Source organism: Nocardia sp. NPDC020380 (assembly GCF_044386975.1).
Lineage (GTDB): Bacteria > Actinomycetota > Actinomycetes > Mycobacteriales > Mycobacteriaceae > Nocardia.
This window is the reverse complement of sequence record NZ_JBIRVQ010000011.1, coordinates 233,882-249,953: the sequence shown is the minus strand read 5'-3', so window position 1 is coordinate 249,953 and position 16,072 is coordinate 233,882. Positions and strand designations below refer to the sequence as shown.

Here is a 16,072-nt window from a genome sequence, read left to right as displayed (position 1 = left end):
GTCCTACTCGGCGGGCAGGATTTTCGTGTACGCCAGCGGCATGGCCGCGGGACCGCGCAGGTTGACGTGCGCCCGGTACTCCGGGGGATCGCACGTCAGCCGCGGTCCGATGACGCGCTGCGCGAAGCGGGTCAGCGCGATATCGGCCTCCAGCCGGGCCAGCGACGCGCCGAGGCAGAAGTGCGGGCCGAGCCCGAACGCCAGATGCTTGTTCTCCCGGTAGGGGTCGAAGCGCGCGGGTTGCGGGAAGACGCTCGGATCCCGGTGCGCGGCGGCGAGCAGCATGATGGCCAGATCACCGGGCCGCAGCTCGAGTTCGCCGATCCTGATGTCCTGGTAGACGATGCGCGGAATCAGCTGCACGGGCGGGTCGTAGCGCAGCGTCTCCTCGACGACCTGTGCGCCGAAATGCGGTTCGGTGCGCAGGGTTTCGAGGTGCTCGGGATGCCGGAGCAGTGCGAGACCGCCATTGGCGATGAGATTGACGGTGGTCTCGTGCCCTGCCATGAGCAGCAGCCCGCAGGTCGCGATCAGCTCATTGTGCGTGAGCAGATCGCCGGAGTCCTCCGCCGCGATGAGCCCCGACAGCAGATCGTCGCCGGGTGCGGCGCGGCGGGTGCTGGTGAGTTCGTCGAAGTAGTCGTACAGCTCATTGTTGGCGCGCACCAATTCCTCGGCGTCGGGCCGGAATTCGGGCGCGGAGCTGGACACCGGATCGAGGCTGCGCGCCAGCAGGCTGGACCATGCGCGCAGCCGCGGTTCGTCGCTGAGCGGTACGCCCAGCAGTTCGCAGATGACCGTCACCGGCAGCGGATAGGCCAGATCCGCGACCAGGTCGAAACCGCCCCGCGCCGCGGCCCGGTCCAGCGCCGCGTCCACGATGGCGGTGATGCGCGGTCCCAGTCGGCGGATCACGCTGGGCGTGAACGCCTTCGACACCAGCCGCCGCAGCCGGGTGTGATCCGGCGGATCCCGGAACAGAAACGAGACGGTATCCCGCAGTTCGATCGCGTGCGGTCCGGCGAGATCGTGCGTCGGCGTGGCGCCCATGGGAATGGTGGCGTGCCGCCGCTCCACCCCGGCCCCCGGATCGCGCAGCAGCGCCGCGCATTCCGCATACCCGGCCAGCACCACGACGGGCGCTTCCCCGATGCGGACGGCCCCGTTCCGCCGTATCTGCTCGAACACCGGATAGGGATCGGCGCGCACCGCCGGGTCCAGCAACCGGGCGAAGGTCCCACCTGTCGTGGTCATGGCAACTCCCTCGAAAGCTACAGAACTGTAGCTCTATGCCATCAGACTTTAGCTACAGTCCTGTAGCTTTACCAGGGGCGGCTCGTCCCGAGAGCCCGCCCGAAAAGGAGGTGTTCCCCGTGCCCGCAGCGCCGATCAGGCGAAACCGCCCCTACGCCGCCCGCATGGCCCGCGAGGACCGCCGCGAACAACTCCTGGACGTCGTCCTCGACATCATCGACACCGACGGCATCGCCGCCGTCAGCATGGACGCGGTGGCCCGCCGCGCCGGCGTCACCCGCCCGGTCGTCTACGGCGTCTTCACCGACACCGACGACCTGCTCCGCAACTCCCTGAACCGCGAATCCGACCGCGCCCTGGCCCAACTCGCCGACGCCCTCCCCACCCCCGGCGCCCCGCCCGTCCCCGCCTTCACCGCCCTCTTCGACGCCTACCTGCACGCCCTGGTCGCCGCCCCCCAACGCTGGCGCGCCGCCTACATGATCACCGACAGCAACACCAAGGCCTTCCAGAAACGCATCAACCGCCTCCGAGCCCTACTCGTCCACCACTTCGCCGAAGCCCTCCGCCCCGCCCTCCCCGCCGACGCCGACATAGAACTCACAGCCGGCCACCTACTCGCCGCCCTCTGGGAATCCGGCCGCCTACTCCTCATCCACCCCGACGCCTACCCCCACGACCGCCTGCTGCGCTCCCTGGAAACCCTTGTCACCGCACTGATTCCGGACGTTCCCGGCCGATAGTGGCCGGGAACAAGGGATTTCGGATGCTCAGTCGCGGGTGAGTTCGGAGCGGGCGGCAGTGACCATGGTGGTGATGGCGGTGGGGAGGGCGACGGTGGGGTCGGGGGCGAAGTAGGGGGAGTGGTTGGAGGGGCGGTCGTGGGGGAGGCCGCCCTCTTCGAGCATGTGGGCCTGATCCTCGGGGGTGAAGCTGGCGGGGTTGATGCCGCCGATGTGCCAGAAGACGGAGGGGCAGCCGGCGGCCGTGCCGAAGAGGCCGAAATCCTCACTGCCCGTGATGGGATTCGTCATGGGCATGACGGGGAGGTTCGCGGCGGTCAGGGTGGCCATGACGCGTTCGGTGTCGCCGGGGGTGTTCACGGTGACCGGGAAGGGATCGAAGTATTCGACCTTCGGCTCCTGCGGTGCGCCCAGGGCGGCGGCCTCGGCCTGCGCCATGCGCTCGATGCCCTCCATCATGCGCTTGCGGACACCGGCGCTGAAGGTGCGCAGGCTCAGCAGCACCTCGGAGGTGTCGGCGATGATGTTCGGGCGGGTACCCGCGTGCAGGGCGCCGGCGGTGAGCACCGGGGAGTTCGCGGTCGCCGTCTGACGGGCCGCCAGATGCTGCAGCTGGACCACGAAGGACGCGGCCATGAGCAGCGGGTCGACGGCGGTCTGCGGCTGCGAGGCATGGCCGCCGATGCCGTTGAAGGTCACCCGCACCGAATCCGAGGCCGCCATGAGCGGGCCGCTCTTGGTGGTCACCAGGCCCGCCGGCGCGGGACTCACATGCTGGCCCAACACGATGCGCGGATGCGGGAAACGGTCCAGCAGACCGTCGTCGATCATGCCCTGCGCGCCCGCGGCGGTCTCCTCGGCGGGCTGGAAGAGGGCCACCACGGTGCCCGGCACCGGGTTCGCGGCCAGGTCGGCGCAGGTGCCCAGCAATGCCGTCACATGCACATCGTGGCCGCAGGCATGCATGACACCCGGTGTGCGGGACGCGTATTCGAGCTGGGTCAGCTCCTGCACCGGGAGCGCGTCCATATCGGCGCGCAGCCAGATCACCGGGCCGGGACCATTGCTCAGCACGCCGACGACACCGGTGCCGCCGACGTGTTCGGTCACCTCCCAGCCGGGGAGGGCCCGCAGTTCCTCCGCCACCAGTCGCGCCGTCTCGTGTTCGGCCCCCGAGAGTTCCGGGTGCTCGTGCAGGTACCGGTAGAACTGCTGCCAGTGCTCGGCCCCCGGAAGCTGCTGCGTGACAACGGTATCGGTGGCATCGGTCATGTGAGACTCTCCTTTTCGGGGATGGTGACGGCGGACCGCGCGGCCACGGCCGCCCGGAACGCCTCGGCGGTCTGCGGCACCAGCACCGCCGCGATGATCGCGAGCAGCGGCCCGGCGGCCATGGCTTCGAAAGCCGCGGTGTACGAAAGATGATCGGTGATCACCCCGAAGATCAACGGGCTGAACACACCGGCCAGCTGCCCGCCGAAGATGATCACCCCGGCGGCCACGCCCATGTACGCGCTCGGCAGCGCCCGCAACGGCACCGCGAAGGCCGGCATGTAGGCCAGGCCCGCGAGCAGCGTCATGACCGTGCCCACCACCACGAACAGCGGAAAATCCAAGCGCGGCAGCAGGAACAGCAGTCCGGCCGTGACCGTCATGGCGGGCACCACGATCACCCGCGGCCGGCCGCCCAGCCGATCCGACAGGCGCGCACCGAGAATCGTCCCCGCCGCCGCGGCCAGCGTGATCGGCACCGCCGCGAAGGCGATGGTGCCCAGCGAGATACCGCGCTGCTCGTGCAGGAAGGTCGGCGTCCACGCGGTAACACCCCAGATGAGCACGTCGTAGCCGAAGAAGATGGCCGCGAAGCCCAGCAGCGACGGCGAGAACAGCACCGCCCGCCGCTCCGCCTTCGAACCGCCCGGCGCGAGCGGAATCTCCTCCTGCGGCAACGGTTCCGGCATCCACCGCCGCCACGCCAGGATCGTCGCCACACCCAGCACCGAGATGATCCCGAACATGGCCCGCCAGCCCACCGTGGGCAGCGCGATCCCCGCGATGACCGCGGCCGCCAGCACGCCCGCGGCATTGGAGGCATTGGTCCAACCGGTCGCCGTGGTCCGCTGCTCCGGCCGGGTGCGTTCGGCCAGCGCCTTCAGCGCCGCCGCCGGGAACACGCCCTGCACCAGCCCGAACAGGAACCGCATGGCCAGCAGGACCGCGAAAGACCAGGCGATCGCGGTCAATCCGGTGAAGATCGACCAGGCCAGCAGCCCGATCATGCCGACCTTCAAGGCGCCGTACCGATCCGCCAGCAGCCCGCCCGGCACCTGTACCAGCGCGTACGCGATGAAGAACACCGAGACCAGCAGCCCGAGCTGCGTGTGATCCAGCCCGAGATCACTGCCGATGGACGGCAGCGCGAAGTTGATGACCGTCCGATCGATGTAATCGACCACCCACGCCGCGAACAGCAGCATGACGGTTATCCGGGTGGTACGTGGCATTCGTGCCCCTTCATCAACCTCTCGAGCGGGCAGTGCCGGCTACTCGAACCGGGCGGCGCGGTGAAATGCCACAATGAGCCCTGTGCCCGAGGATACGGCGAAAACGCCGGATACCGGCGGCATCGGAACCCTCCCGCCGGATTCCGCCGCCTTCAGCGAACGCGACCTCGACCTGGTCAACGCGCTGCAGATCAATCCGCGCGCCTCCTGGACCCGCATCGGCGCCACCCTCGGGCTGGACGCCACCACCGTCGCCCGCAGGTGGCAGCGGCTCACCGACGCCGGACTCGCCTGGATGACGGCCTACGCGCCGGAATTCGCCACCATCGGGCACGTGCGGGTGCACTGCCGCGCGCCCGATCTGGCCGCCGTCTCCGCCGCGGTGTGCGCGACACCGTCGGTGTTCTCGGTGGAGCGGATAGCCGGCCGCCATCAGCTGCAGCTCTCGGTGGCCGCCGAAAACCTCGCCGCCCTGGACGATTTCACCGTGGTGCACCTCGCCGCACTGCCGGGCATCGAGGAGGTCCGGGTGGCGATCAGCCTGCACATGTATGTCGAGGGCAGCCACTGGCGGCCGCAGGCCCTCGACGCGGCGCAGCGCATCGAACTCCTCGACGACCGCGAGCAGCCGGCGCCCTCGCCCGCGCAGCGCCGGGCCGGGGACGCGGCGCTCATGCTGGCGCTGAGCGCCGACGGCCGCCGCAGCGCCGCCGAACTCGCGCAGGACACCGGCCTGAGCGAGACGACCGTGCGCCGCCGCCTCGCCGAGATGACCCGTTCGGGGCGGCTGATCATCCGCTGCGATATGGCCCAGCAGGCCGCCGGCTGGGCGGTGAACATGCATTACTGGGTGCGGATACCCGCCGACGAGCTCGATAAGCTCGGCGCCGCCCTCGCGGGCTGGCCCGAGATCCGGCTGTGCGTGGCGACCACCGACGCCAGCAATGTGCTGCTCATCGCCTGGCTGCGCAACCAGCAGGAGAGCATCCATTTGGAAACCCGCCTGCTGCACAGCTTTCCGGCGCTGCGCATCGTCGAACGGCAGATGACGCTGCGGGTGCTCAAACGCATGGGCCGGCTGCTCGGTCCGGACGGCCGTGCGATCGGGCGGGTGCCGTTCGCGGTCTGGTAGGGCCCGGCCCGGCACTCGACGCCAGGTGCTTACGTAGGCTTCGTACCGATGACCGAGCACCAGATCCACGGATACATCGCCGAGGGCTACGGCCGGGTGGCCGACGCCTTCCGGCGCAATTTCGAGCGGCAGGGCGAAATCGGCGCGGCCGTGGCCGTGTTCGACGGGGACCGGCCCGTGGTGGACATCTGGGGCGGCCGGCGCGATGCCACGCGTCGACTGCCGTGGGAGCGCGACACCGTGGCGCCCGTGTTCTCCTCCACCAAAGGCGTTGCCGCACTGGTGCTCGCCATCCTGGTGTCGCAGGGGCAGCTGGACTACGACCAGCCCGTCGCGAAGTACTGGCCGGAGTTCGCCGCGCACGGCAAGGGCGAGGTCACCGTGCGGCAGCTCATCGATCACCAGGTGGGGCTGCACATCCTGCACGGCCGGCTCACCCTCGAAGAGCTGCTGGATCTGGATCGCGTCGCCGAGCTGCTGGCGGTGCAGCGGCCCGGCTGGACGCCCGGTACCAAGCAGGGCTACCACCCGGTGAGCATCGGACTGTTCGTGAACGAGCTGGTGCGCCGCACCGATCGGGCCGGGCGCAGCCTGCGGCACGTGATCGCCGAGGACATTGCCGGACCCCTCGCAGTGGACTTCACGCTGGGCCTGCCCGAGGATCTGGCCGCTGACCGAATTGTCCGGCTCGTCCGGACTTCCGGCGCGGATCTGCGGTACGAACGGAATGTGCCCTGGAATCAAGCGCTTCCGGCCCTGCTGCGCCGCGGTCCGCTGTTCCGGGCGCTGGCCAATCCGGACCTCGGCATGCCGGAGGATTTCGTGCGGCCCGAGATCATGCGGGTCGAACTGCCGGGCAGCAATGGCGTCGGTTCGGCGCGCGCCCTCGCCCGCGTCTACGCGGCGGGCCTGCGGGGTGAACCGCCCATCGACGCGGAAGTGCGCGCCCGCCTTGCCGATCCGGGCCCGGTGCCCGCGCCCGATGCCGTGCTCTGGACGCCGACCCGATTCCACCTGGGATTCCGCAAATCCAGCCCGGTGTTCCCGTTCGGTTCGCGGGATCACCGCGCCTACGGCACGCCCGGTATGGGAGGTTCGCTCGGTTTCGCCGATCCGGCCACCGGCCTGTCCTTCGCCTATGTCCCGAACCGGCTCGGCCTCACCCTCAATGGCGATATCCGCTGCCATCGCGTGGCCCGCGCGATCTTCGGCTGAACCCTCGCGGTGTCGCCTCCGGCGCGCCGATCTCCGATTGAACCGAACAGGGGCGTCCCTCGTAGTCCCGGTGTATCGGCCATTCGGCCGGTAGCCCATACGAAGCTGGTTCGGATGACGTAGCTCCGAACCCGCGACCCCGCCGGTGCTGGCCCGGCGGGGTTGTCGGTCGCCCAATATTTCTGTGCGGCAGCGTATTTCGGGCAATGGTGTGACGCCTGACACATTGATCTGTCTGGGTCGGCAGAGATACGTTGTGGGCGATGTATCGCGCACAAGGCACTAGAACCGTGGCCGACCTCATCGTCGACCGCCTCGCCGAGCACACAGGACATCTCTTCGGAGTCGGCGGGGCGAATATCGAGGACATCTACGACGCTGTCCACCGCACCCACACACCCCTCACCGGCATAGTCGCCAAACACGAATTCGGCGCCGCCACCATGGCGGACGGCTACGCCCGCAGCACCGGCCGCCTCGGCGTGGTCGCCGCCACCTCCGGCGGCGGCGCCATGAATCTCCTTGCCGCCCTGGCCGAATCCTTCGACTCCCGAACCCCGGTGCTGGCGCTGGTAGGCCAGCCCCCACTCCCCCTGGAAGGCCGCGGCGCCTTCCAGGACACCAGCGGCGGCCCCGGCCGCCTCGACGCCCACCGCATCTTCGCCGCGGTCTCCCGCTACTGCGCGAAACTCACCCGCGCAGAAGACATCCACGTCGAACTCGACCGCGCCATCGCCGCCGCACAATCCGGCGGACCAGCAGTATTGCTGCTACCCAAGGATATTCAGGCAGCGCCATTGCCGCCACACGAATACGCTCCGCCGCCCATCGTCGCCGCGCTGGGCCATGCCAGGCCGATGCCGAGCGGCCCGACGCCTGGCTCGAAGGCGTCGGAAACGGGGGTGGCGCCTTCGGTGTCGATGCCGCTCAGCGCTGTTCGAGTGGTGCCGCCGACCGGGCAGGCGCCGAGTGGTGAGGCTCCGGTGGCCGCCGGGTCGTCCGGTGCAGGCGAGTCGGTGGACAGGGCTGTCACCCTGCTTGCCGGAGATCATGGCGGGCCGGTGGTCGTCATTGCCGGACCGGAGGTGGCGCGTGCCGACGCGCGGGCCGCGCTGGCCGCGCTGGTGGCGGCGCTGGATGCGTCGGTGCTGGTGACGCCGGACGCCAAAGACGCGTTTCCGAACGATGATCCGCACTTCGCGGGGGTTGTCGGCATCATGGGGCATCCCCATGCGCCCAAGCTGGTTTCGGAGGCGGCGGTGTGTGTGCTCGCCGGGGCGACACTGTCCATGACCGCGCGCGCCGGATTGGACGATCCGCTGGCGGCATGTCCCGTGGTGGTGCACCTCGGGGACGACGATCCTTTCGTGCCAGTGCACGGCCGGGTCCGGGGCGAACTGGGAGCGGCGCTGCAAGTCTTGGCCGATGCTGTCGAACTCTCCGGATCCGCTGTGCCGCAGGAGCTTCGGAATGGCATTCCGGAACTCTCCGTGCCCGTTTCGGCCGGGCCGGGTGTCCGGTATCGGGAGGCGGTGGCCGCTATTGCGGCGCGGCTGGAGCCGGGGACCGATGTGGTCGCGGATGCCGGGAACACCGGGGCGGCTGTCGTGCACTACCTGCCGGTGCCCGCGGACGGGCGGTTTCTCATCGCGCTCGGGATGGGCGGGATGGGGTATGCGTTCGGGGCGGGGGTCGGGAGTGCGCTGGGGCGGGGGCGGCGGACGTGCGTGATCGCCGGGGACGGTGCGTATTTCATGCACGGGCACGAGGTGCACACCGCGGTCGAGCACAGCGTGCCGGTCACGTTCATCGTGTTCAACAACAATGCGCACGCCATGTGCGTGACCCGGGAGCAGCTGTACTACTCCGGGGATTACACCTACAACCGGTTCGGGGCCGCCGAGATCGGGGCGGGGGTGGCGGCCATGTTCCCGCACCTGCCCGCGTGGTCCGCGACCACGCTCACGGAATTCGAGGACGCATTGGATCGGGCCCGCGGCGTGGCGGGCCCATCCTTCATCGAACTCCGTTGTGACCCAGACGAAATACCTCCGTTCGCACCATTCCTGAAGGAGTTCGCATGACCGAGTCCGTGAAGGCCGCACCCGTCGAGGTGCCGGATGTGGGTGTGCCGGGCGTGTACCGGATCGAGACCCTGACCCTCAAAGAGGGCATGCCCATGGTCCTCGACATGACCCGCGCGGTGTACCCGCACGACGAGATCTTCGGCGAGTACTGCACCGTCAACGAGTACATCGCCGCCCCGCCCGAAGAGGTCTACGAATACCTCGCCGACACCCGCAGCCTGTGCGAATGGACCTACAGCATGCGAGGTTTCGAGCGCACCGGCGAGCCGGACCTGTGGGTCTCCGATGACCGCATCGGCTCCGACACCCGCATCTACACCCGCACCGAGGCCAACCCCGCCGCCCGCACGGTCGACTACCACTGCGCCTGGGATCAGGGCGAACACCTGTGGATGATCTACCTGATGCGCGTGGTCGACGCGCAGAAGCTGCTGAACAAGCCGGGTTCGGTGGTGCTGTGGACCAACTGTCACCACCCGTTCTACGACGAGAACGGTTACCCCGAAACGGCACCCGCCGACCGCCCGGTCTGGGTGGGCGACTTCTGGCACCTCTTCGCCGCCGGGCACCTGCTCGAACTGCGCAATCTCAAGGCCATCTGCGAACATCGCCACGCCAACGGCCTGCCCATCAAGCCCGAATGGATGGACTGACCATGAGCATCGACACCGTCAGCCTGGTGGACGTCGCCGGGTATCTACCCGAAAACATCGTCCCCGCAGACTATTTCGCGCAGTACGCCGATCCCGAGGACGTCACCTCGAACGTCATGTTCAAGGCCCCCAAGTTCCGCCACCACGCCGCCGTCGGCGAGACGGTCGCCGATATGGCAGAGCGTGCGGTGGCGCCGATTCTGGACCGACAGGGCCGGAATATCTTGCAGGACATCGACATTCTCATCGTGCACACCCAGCTGCCGGAGACGCCGGTGGTCGGCAACGGCGGTGAGGTCGCGGCCCGGCTCGGCATCGCGCCGGAGTGGCTGATCGATCTGCACAACGGTGGCTGCGCCGCCTTCGTGCACAGCATGAAACTGGCCCGGCAGCTGCTGCTCGGCACCTCGGCGAGGTCGGCCCTGGTGGTGACCGTGCAGAACGCCGCCGGTCAGATCTTCACCCAGGAGCAGGTGCGCGGTAAGCCGCAGGCCGCCATTCCCGGCGACGGCGCGGGCGCGGGCCTGCTGGTGAAGTCCGATGTCTCACCCATCCTGGATATCGAAGCCCGGCATCTGCCGGAATTCGCCGGGCAGATGACGGCCGTCGCCGATCCGCCGCGCCGCTATTGGGAGGCCGGCGCCGGCCAGATGCATGTCGGTTTCACCGAATCCAAGATCGCCAAGGTGCTCGGCCGCGGCAACAAACTGGTGCCCGAGGTCGCGCAGGCGGTGTGCAAGCGCATCGGCGTGAAGTCCGACGAGCTGGATCTGCTGATCACCAACCAGCCCAACCGCGCCTTCCTGCGCAACTGGCGTGACGCCCTGCAGCTGCCCGTCGACCGGCATCCCGACACCTTCGACGACTGCGGCAACCTGTTCGCCGCGGGCATGCCCGTCACCTTCGACCGCGCCGTGGACGAGGGCCGCGTCCCGGCCGGATCCGTGGTGATGTTCGCCGGTTTCGCGCATGCCGGCGATTTCGCCGCCGCGGCGGCCGTGCGCTGGGGCGGGCGCTGAGACCATGTCGAGTACGGCCGCACTCCCCAGGGTGAGCGCCGCGGCGCTCACCGGGCCGGGGCATCGACTCCAGCTCAACGAGATCCCCTACGGCCCACCGGTATCCGTGCAGGAGGCGCTGAGCCGGGCACTGGCCTCGGCCAACCGGTACCCCGAATTCCTGCCGGAGCGGCTGCCGCGGCTCATTGCCGAACGGCTCGGCGTCCCGGCCGATCACGTCGTGGTAGGGGCGGGCGCCACCGGCGTCATCCTGCATCTGGTCCAGGAATTCGGTTCCGCCGGAGCACAGGTCGTCATGGCGACGCCGACCTTCGACGGCTACCCGATCCTCACGGCCATGGCCGGAGGCGATCCCGTGACGGTGCCGCTCACCGCCGACGGCCGCCAGGACCTGCGCGCCATTGCCGCGGCCGTCACCGAGCGGACCCGGCTCGTCGTCTTGTGCAGCCCGCACAATCCGACCGGAACCCGGCTCGCGCCAGGGGAATTCGAGGATTTCCTGCGGCAGGTGCCGCGGGATGTCGTGGTGGTGCTGGACGAGGCCTACGTGGACTTCGTGCCTGCCGCCGATCGCATCGACGCCCTGGAGCTGATCCGCCGGCACGCGAATCTGGTTGTCCTGCACACCTTCTCGAAGGCATACGGGCTGGCGGCGCTGCGGGTCGGCTACGCGGTCGGCTCGGCCGGCGTGATCGGCCGCGTCGCCCGCCGCCAATTGCCGTTCGGCATGAGCACGCTCGCCGAGGTCGCCGTGCGCGCCTGCTATCAGGCCGAGCCGGAGATCGCGGGCCGGATCGCCATGATCGGCGCGCACCGGCACCGCCTCACCGCCGGACTGCGCGAGCTGGGGATGCGGGTGCCGGAGAGCTACGCCAACTTCGCCTACCTGACCCTGCCCGCGCCCGATATCGATCGGGTGGGAGCGGCGTTGGCCGACGCCCACATTCACGTCAAGAGCTATCCGACCGGTATCCGGATCACCGTCGGCGATCGGGATGCCACCGACGCGGTGCTCCATGCCGTGCGCAGTACAGTGCAGTAATGCAAGAAAATCCGCCTTCCGCACCCGAAGGGCACCGGGCCGGAGCGGACGAGGAGATCGACTACGGACTGCTGTCGCTCAATGCGCAGTTGTGTTTCGCGCTGTACTCCACGTCTCGGTCCATGACCGCCGCATACCGGCCGTTCCTGGACGATATGCACCTCACGTATCCGCAGTACCTGGTGCTGCTGGCGCTGTGGGAGCATCCCGGCATCACCATGAAGGAACTGGGTGAGCAGATTCACCTCGACTACGGCACGGTGTCCCCGCTGGTCCAGCGTCTGCAGACGCGGGGCCTGGTCGAGAGCGTACGCAGTCCGAACGACGGCCGGGCCGTCGTCCTGCACGCCACCGAGGCGAGCCGGGAACTGCAGCACGCGGCACAGGACATGATCCACACGGTCCTCGACCTGGTGGGTGTCCCGATCGAGGAGATCGAGGCGCTGCGTGATCAGGTGAAGGCGCTCGGCCTCCGCCTCGATCAGGCCGCGGCCACCGCACGCCTCCGCTGAGCGTCCGCCGCTGTATCGGCCCGGCTGCATACAGCGGCGGCGTCAGACGGCAGGATGTATGCCGACAGTTTTTCGGACAGACCACGCGAATCCACGGAGGACGGCCATGATGCGCCGCAGCGACACGGCTGAGCCCATGCGCCGTAGCGAGACGGCGGAATCCGTCGACGCATTCACCGATGCGCTGCTGACCGCCTCCCGGCTGTTGGTGGCGCTCTCGGCGCGCTCGCTCGCGCGTGTGGACGAGACCATCACCCTCCCGCAGTTCCGGACGCTGATGATCCTGTACACCCGCGGCTCGTCCAATGTGGCCAGCCTGGCCGGGCTGCTGAACGTGCAGCCCTCCACGGCCACCCGCATGGTCGATCGCCTGGTCGCGGCCGGTCTCATCGACCGGCAGCAGAATCCGAACTCGCGCCGGGAGCTCATCGTCGAATTGAACGGGCACGGGCGCGAAGTCGCGGAGGCCGTGATCGAGCGCCGGCGCGAGGAGATCGCCGCGGTCGTGCAGCGCATGCCGGACGAGGACCGGGCCGGCCTGATCCGCGCCCTGAACGCGTTCAGCGCCGCCGGCAACGAACCGCACGCCGGCATGGACATCGAGGACTACCAGCTCTAGCGGGCGAGCGGGTCCGGATACTTCGCGAGCGCCTCGGCCACGATGGCGTCCAGCCGCGCATGATGCGCGCCCTTCCAATACGTCTGCCCGCAGTCGGCGCAGCGCGCGAAGGTGTCGTAGGTGCGGCCCGTGCTGTCGGGCAGCTGCGCGCGCACCGATTCCGGATCGGCCGGGTGCAGGGCGCCGTTGCAGGAGGTGCAGCGGGTCCACGGGTCCAGCGGCGGCGCGAAACGAGAGAGAATGTCGTCCAGCTGCTCGGCCGGCTTGTGGCTGTAAACATATGCGCCGGAGTAGATTTCGCGGCGGCGCAGCAAGCCGCGGTCCCGGGACAGCAACACCCGCTGCTCGGCCGCCGAGCGGGTCGCCAGCGCGGCGTCACCGATATCGGGATTCTCGTAGGCGGCATCGATACCGAGCAGCCGCAGCCGCCGGGTGAGCGTGCCGAGATGGATGTCGAGCAGGAAGCGCACCGGCTGCGCGGAGAGCACCGGCCGGGTCACCGCCGCCACGGCCACGGACTCGCGGTCCGCCGGTATATGTGACGGCCGCACCCGGCGGCCGTCCACTGTCAGTTCCCCCACCTCGGTCAGCGGTACGCCGAGTGACTCCACCACATGGCCGAGCGTGGAAACGCCATCGATGCGAATCGGCTCGGCGGCCCGCTGGGCCACGAACACCCGCAGTTCGGGCGCGAACGCGACCGTGATCTCCCCTGTGTGCACGCGGACAGTATCGCCGAAATCAGAATGCACGAAAAGTGAATGAACGTCGGAATTCGTTGACGCAGTGGCGTGGAGCACATGAAAGGCGTGCGAACAGCGCGTTAACCAAATGTTTGCGAGTTTGAAGGTTGCGAATACTGCCAGCTGGTGATTTTCTGTGCAGGCAGGTTGAATCCGACTACCGATGGACGATGAGGTCTTTCCGTCGGGTGCCATTCTCGGCAAAGTCGCCGCCGCACTCCCGGCCTGCGACCAAACGAGTTCGCGCTTTCATTCGGCGTGCTCGTCCTGATGAAGGTTTGAAAGGAATCGGGCCATGTACGTACCCGGATTCGCGCGTGCGGCCATCGTTTTCGCGAGTTTAGCCGCACCGCTCATCGCGCCCGGCCTGGCTGCCGCCGCTCCGGCGGGAGGCGATGCGACGCCTCCCGCCGATGCGAGCTCTGCCCCCGCCAACACGGTATTGCCGCAGCTCGGGTCGGGTAGTGCCGCACTCGGCACGGGCAGCTCGACCGCCGCGGGACTGGTCGGCGCACTGGGGACCGGCAGCGCTGCCGCCGGTTCCGTGGCCGGACTCTTCCCCGGTCCGGGCTCGGTACTGAGCATTCTCGGTACCGGAAGTGGCGCGGCCAGTGGCTCGGCACAGGCAGGTGGTACCGCGGCGCAGGCGCTGGGCAGCGGTAGTGCGGCGGCCGGCAGTGGCTCCGCAGGGTCGAAGTAAAGAACGTTCAATTCTCCTGTCGTGCCGACGATTCGCGCGAAACGAACGTTTTGCTCGTTCTGATTTCTCCGCGAGATAAAAACGTAATCTGAGGCATGATTCGAAATTCGATGAGGGAATAGCCATGGAATACACCCACCTGTCCGAATTCGCTATCCGCCCCGGCACTCTGACGCTGTGGCGCGCGGAACTCGAACCTGGGCACGACTGGACCACCGACGAGCGGCCGCTCGCGAGCGTGCACGTGCGGCACTGCAAGGAAACCGATTCCGCCGATCCGCGCCCCGGCCGCGGCCGCTGGATCGGCACCATCTTCGAAATGGACGCGCCCCTCGACGCCGAGCACTGGCGCGAGACCGTGCGGCTGTGGCACGCGCGCCACGAGGGCCTGCGCACCACCCTCGGCCGCCACGATGTGGCCGAACCGCAGCGCCTGGTCTGCGCCCCGGACGCCGTCACCATCACCGACGAGCCCGTCCCCGGCCTCACCGCCCCGGAAGCCGTCAACGAATACCTCACGGACGCACTGGAATTGCGGCTCTCGCCGCTGATCTGGCCGCACTGCCTGCTGGCCACCGTGGACCACGGCGACTCCGGTTTCACGGTGCTGGTGGCCGCGGACCACTCCGTCATGGACGCCTACTCGCAGGCCATCGTCATCCTGGAACTGCGCGCGCTCTACCGGTCCGTGGTCGCCGGTGAACCGGCCCGCGAATCCGTGACCTTCGGCAGCTCGGCCGATTTCGCCGCCTACGAGCGGAACGCCGCGGCGGCGCTGACCGCGCAGTGCGACGGCGTCCAGCTGTGGCGGCGGTTCCTGGACGGCTCCGGCGGCATGCTGCCGCGGTTCGAACCCGCCATCACCCCTGGCAGCGCCACCCACTCCGAGACCGCGCAGACCAGCATCTCCCGGAAGCTGTTGTCGCTCAGCGAGCTCGAAGCCGTGGAAGCGGGCGTCACCGCGCGCGGCCACCGGCTGACCGTCGCGGTGTTCACCGCCCTGGCCGTCGCCTACCGCCGCAGCTTCGGCTACATCTCCATGCGGGCCATCATGCCCATCTCCACCCGGCCGGATCTGAAGTGGCTGGAATCCATGGGCTGGTTCGTGAACGTGGTGCCCATCGACATCACCCTCGCGCCCGACCTGGACCTCGACACCGGGCTGGAATCCACCCGCAACGCCCTGCGCCGCTCCCGCGCCGGCAACGAGACCACCTGGACCCGCGCCCTGGAACTGCTGGGCTGCAACGATCGTCCGCGCTTCGGCATCTCCTTCCTCGACATCCGGGTACTGCCGGACTACGAGCTGGTCGAATCCCTGCGCGGCCACACCCTGCGCGCCGAGTGCTACTCCGGCGACGAGGTGTTCTTCTGGGTCGTGCGCGGCGCCGACGGCCTGCGCCTCTCCACCCGTTTCCCCGCCACCTTCCCGGTCGAGGAAATGGACCGCTTCCTGGCCGAATTCGCCCGCGCCATGCGCGAATTCGCCCGCGAGGTGGAGCCCGCCGCCCCGCAGGACGCCGCCGAACTCCTGGCCGCCGGCCCGGAAGTACCGCACGGCGCCGTGCTCGACATGCTGCGCGACGCGGTCCCCGCCGGCCCCTCCACCCCGCCCCCGGCCGCTGAACCGCACTCTGGTGGCGCCGCCGCGGGCCCGCAGACCGCCGCACCCGCCGCGGCCCGCGGTACCGCGCCCGCTGTGCTCTCGGGCAGTGAGCCGCAGCTGGCCGATATCGCGGCGGGAGGCGTTGCGGCAGCGCAGGGCAGCGTTGCGGCAGCGCAGGCCGAGGGCGTGCCCGCCGCGGCCGCGGCGGGCACGCCGGAACTAGTCGCCTCGACGGGGAGGTGA

At 69.2% G+C, this 16,072-nt stretch carries 15 protein-coding genes; 11 read left to right on the top strand and 4 right to left on the bottom strand.

What is annotated here, in order from left to right:
- Positions 1–3: 3 nt before the first annotated feature.
- Positions 4–1,254 (bottom strand): cytochrome P450, encoded by a 1,251-nt coding sequence (locus tag ACH438_RS30230; protein ID WP_397011294.1) that lies wholly within the window; start codon positions 1,252–1,254, stop codon positions 4–6.
- Positions 1,255–1,373: 119 nt separating this feature from the next.
- On the opposite strand from ACH438_RS30230, the gene ACH438_RS30225 reads away from it, so the two are divergent.
- Positions 1,374–1,997, top strand: a complete 624-nt coding sequence (locus ACH438_RS30225; RefSeq protein ID WP_397011292.1) for a TetR/AcrR family transcriptional regulator — start codon at positions 1,374–1,376, stop codon at positions 1,995–1,997.
- A 27-nt stretch (positions 1,998–2,024) separates the two neighbouring features.
- Here the strand turns inward: ACH438_RS30225 and ACH438_RS30220 are convergent, their stop codons facing one another.
- Positions 2,025–3,269 (bottom strand): amidohydrolase, encoded by a 1,245-nt coding sequence (locus tag ACH438_RS30220; protein ID WP_397011290.1) that lies wholly within the window; start codon positions 3,267–3,269, stop codon positions 2,025–2,027.
- The gene (locus tag ACH438_RS30215; RefSeq protein ID WP_397011288.1) at positions 3,266–4,501 is read right to left on the bottom strand and encodes an MFS transporter; all 1,236 of its coding nucleotides are present in this window, start codon (positions 4,499–4,501) and stop codon (positions 3,266–3,268) included. The genes ACH438_RS30220 and ACH438_RS30215 overlap by 4 nt, the downstream gene beginning before the upstream one ends.
- A gap of 82 nt (positions 4,502–4,583) precedes the next feature.
- Between ACH438_RS30215 and ACH438_RS30210 the strand changes: the two genes are divergently transcribed.
- The 8 genes from ACH438_RS30210 (at position 4,584) to ACH438_RS30175 (ending at position 12,780) form a co-directional block, all read left to right on the top strand.
- The gene (locus ACH438_RS30210) at positions 4,584–5,633 is read left to right on the top strand and encodes an Lrp/AsnC family transcriptional regulator (protein WP_397011286.1); all 1,050 of its coding nucleotides are present in this window, start codon (positions 4,584–4,586) and stop codon (positions 5,631–5,633) included.
- A gap of 48 nt (positions 5,634–5,681) precedes the next feature.
- Complete coding sequence (locus ACH438_RS30205; RefSeq protein ID WP_397011284.1) at positions 5,682–6,848, top strand: serine hydrolase domain-containing protein; 1,167 nt, start codon at positions 5,682–5,684, stop codon at positions 6,846–6,848.
- A gap of 290 nt (positions 6,849–7,138) precedes the next feature.
- A complete protein-coding gene (locus tag ACH438_RS30200; RefSeq protein WP_397011282.1) occupies positions 7,139–8,932 on the top strand; it encodes a thiamine pyrophosphate-binding protein in 1,794 nt (597 codons plus the stop codon).
- Entirely contained in the window at positions 8,929–9,588 is a 660-nt protein-coding gene (locus tag ACH438_RS30195) for an SRPBCC family protein (RefSeq protein WP_397011280.1), read from the top strand. Before ACH438_RS30200 ends, ACH438_RS30195 begins: the two co-directional genes overlap by 4 nt.
- 2 nt (positions 9,589–9,590) lie before the next feature.
- Complete coding sequence (locus ACH438_RS30190) at positions 9,591–10,607, top strand: 3-oxoacyl-ACP synthase III family protein (RefSeq protein ID WP_397011278.1); 1,017 nt, start codon at positions 9,591–9,593, stop codon at positions 10,605–10,607.
- Positions 10,608–10,611: 4 nt separating this feature from the next.
- Positions 10,612–11,649, top strand: coding sequence for a pyridoxal phosphate-dependent aminotransferase (locus tag ACH438_RS30185; RefSeq protein ID WP_397011276.1), 1,038 nt, complete (start codon positions 10,612–10,614; stop codon positions 11,647–11,649).
- Positions 11,650–11,771: 122 nt separating this feature from the next.
- Positions 11,772–12,161 (top strand): MarR family winged helix-turn-helix transcriptional regulator, encoded by a 390-nt coding sequence (locus ACH438_RS30180; RefSeq protein ID WP_397011515.1) that lies wholly within the window; start codon positions 11,772–11,774, stop codon positions 12,159–12,161.
- A gap of 106 nt (positions 12,162–12,267) precedes the next feature.
- The gene (locus ACH438_RS30175) at positions 12,268–12,780 is read left to right on the top strand and encodes a MarR family winged helix-turn-helix transcriptional regulator (protein ID WP_397011274.1); all 513 of its coding nucleotides are present in this window, start codon (positions 12,268–12,270) and stop codon (positions 12,778–12,780) included.
- Here the strand turns inward: ACH438_RS30175 and ACH438_RS30170 are convergent.
- Complete coding sequence (locus ACH438_RS30170; RefSeq protein ID WP_397011272.1) at positions 12,777–13,502, bottom strand: Mut7-C RNAse domain-containing protein; 726 nt, start codon at positions 13,500–13,502, stop codon at positions 12,777–12,779. The genes ACH438_RS30175 and ACH438_RS30170 overlap by 4 nt on opposite strands.
- Positions 13,503–13,818: 316 nt before the next feature.
- Between ACH438_RS30170 and ACH438_RS30165 the strand changes: the two genes are divergently transcribed.
- Both ACH438_RS30165 and ACH438_RS30160 read left to right on the top strand, forming a co-directional pair.
- Positions 13,819–14,223, top strand: a complete 405-nt coding sequence (locus ACH438_RS30165) for a hypothetical protein (RefSeq protein WP_397011270.1) — start codon at positions 13,819–13,821, stop codon at positions 14,221–14,223.
- Positions 14,224–14,347: 124 nt separating this feature from the next.
- Entirely contained in the window at positions 14,348–16,072 is a 1,725-nt protein-coding gene (locus ACH438_RS30160) for a condensation domain-containing protein (protein WP_397011268.1), read from the top strand.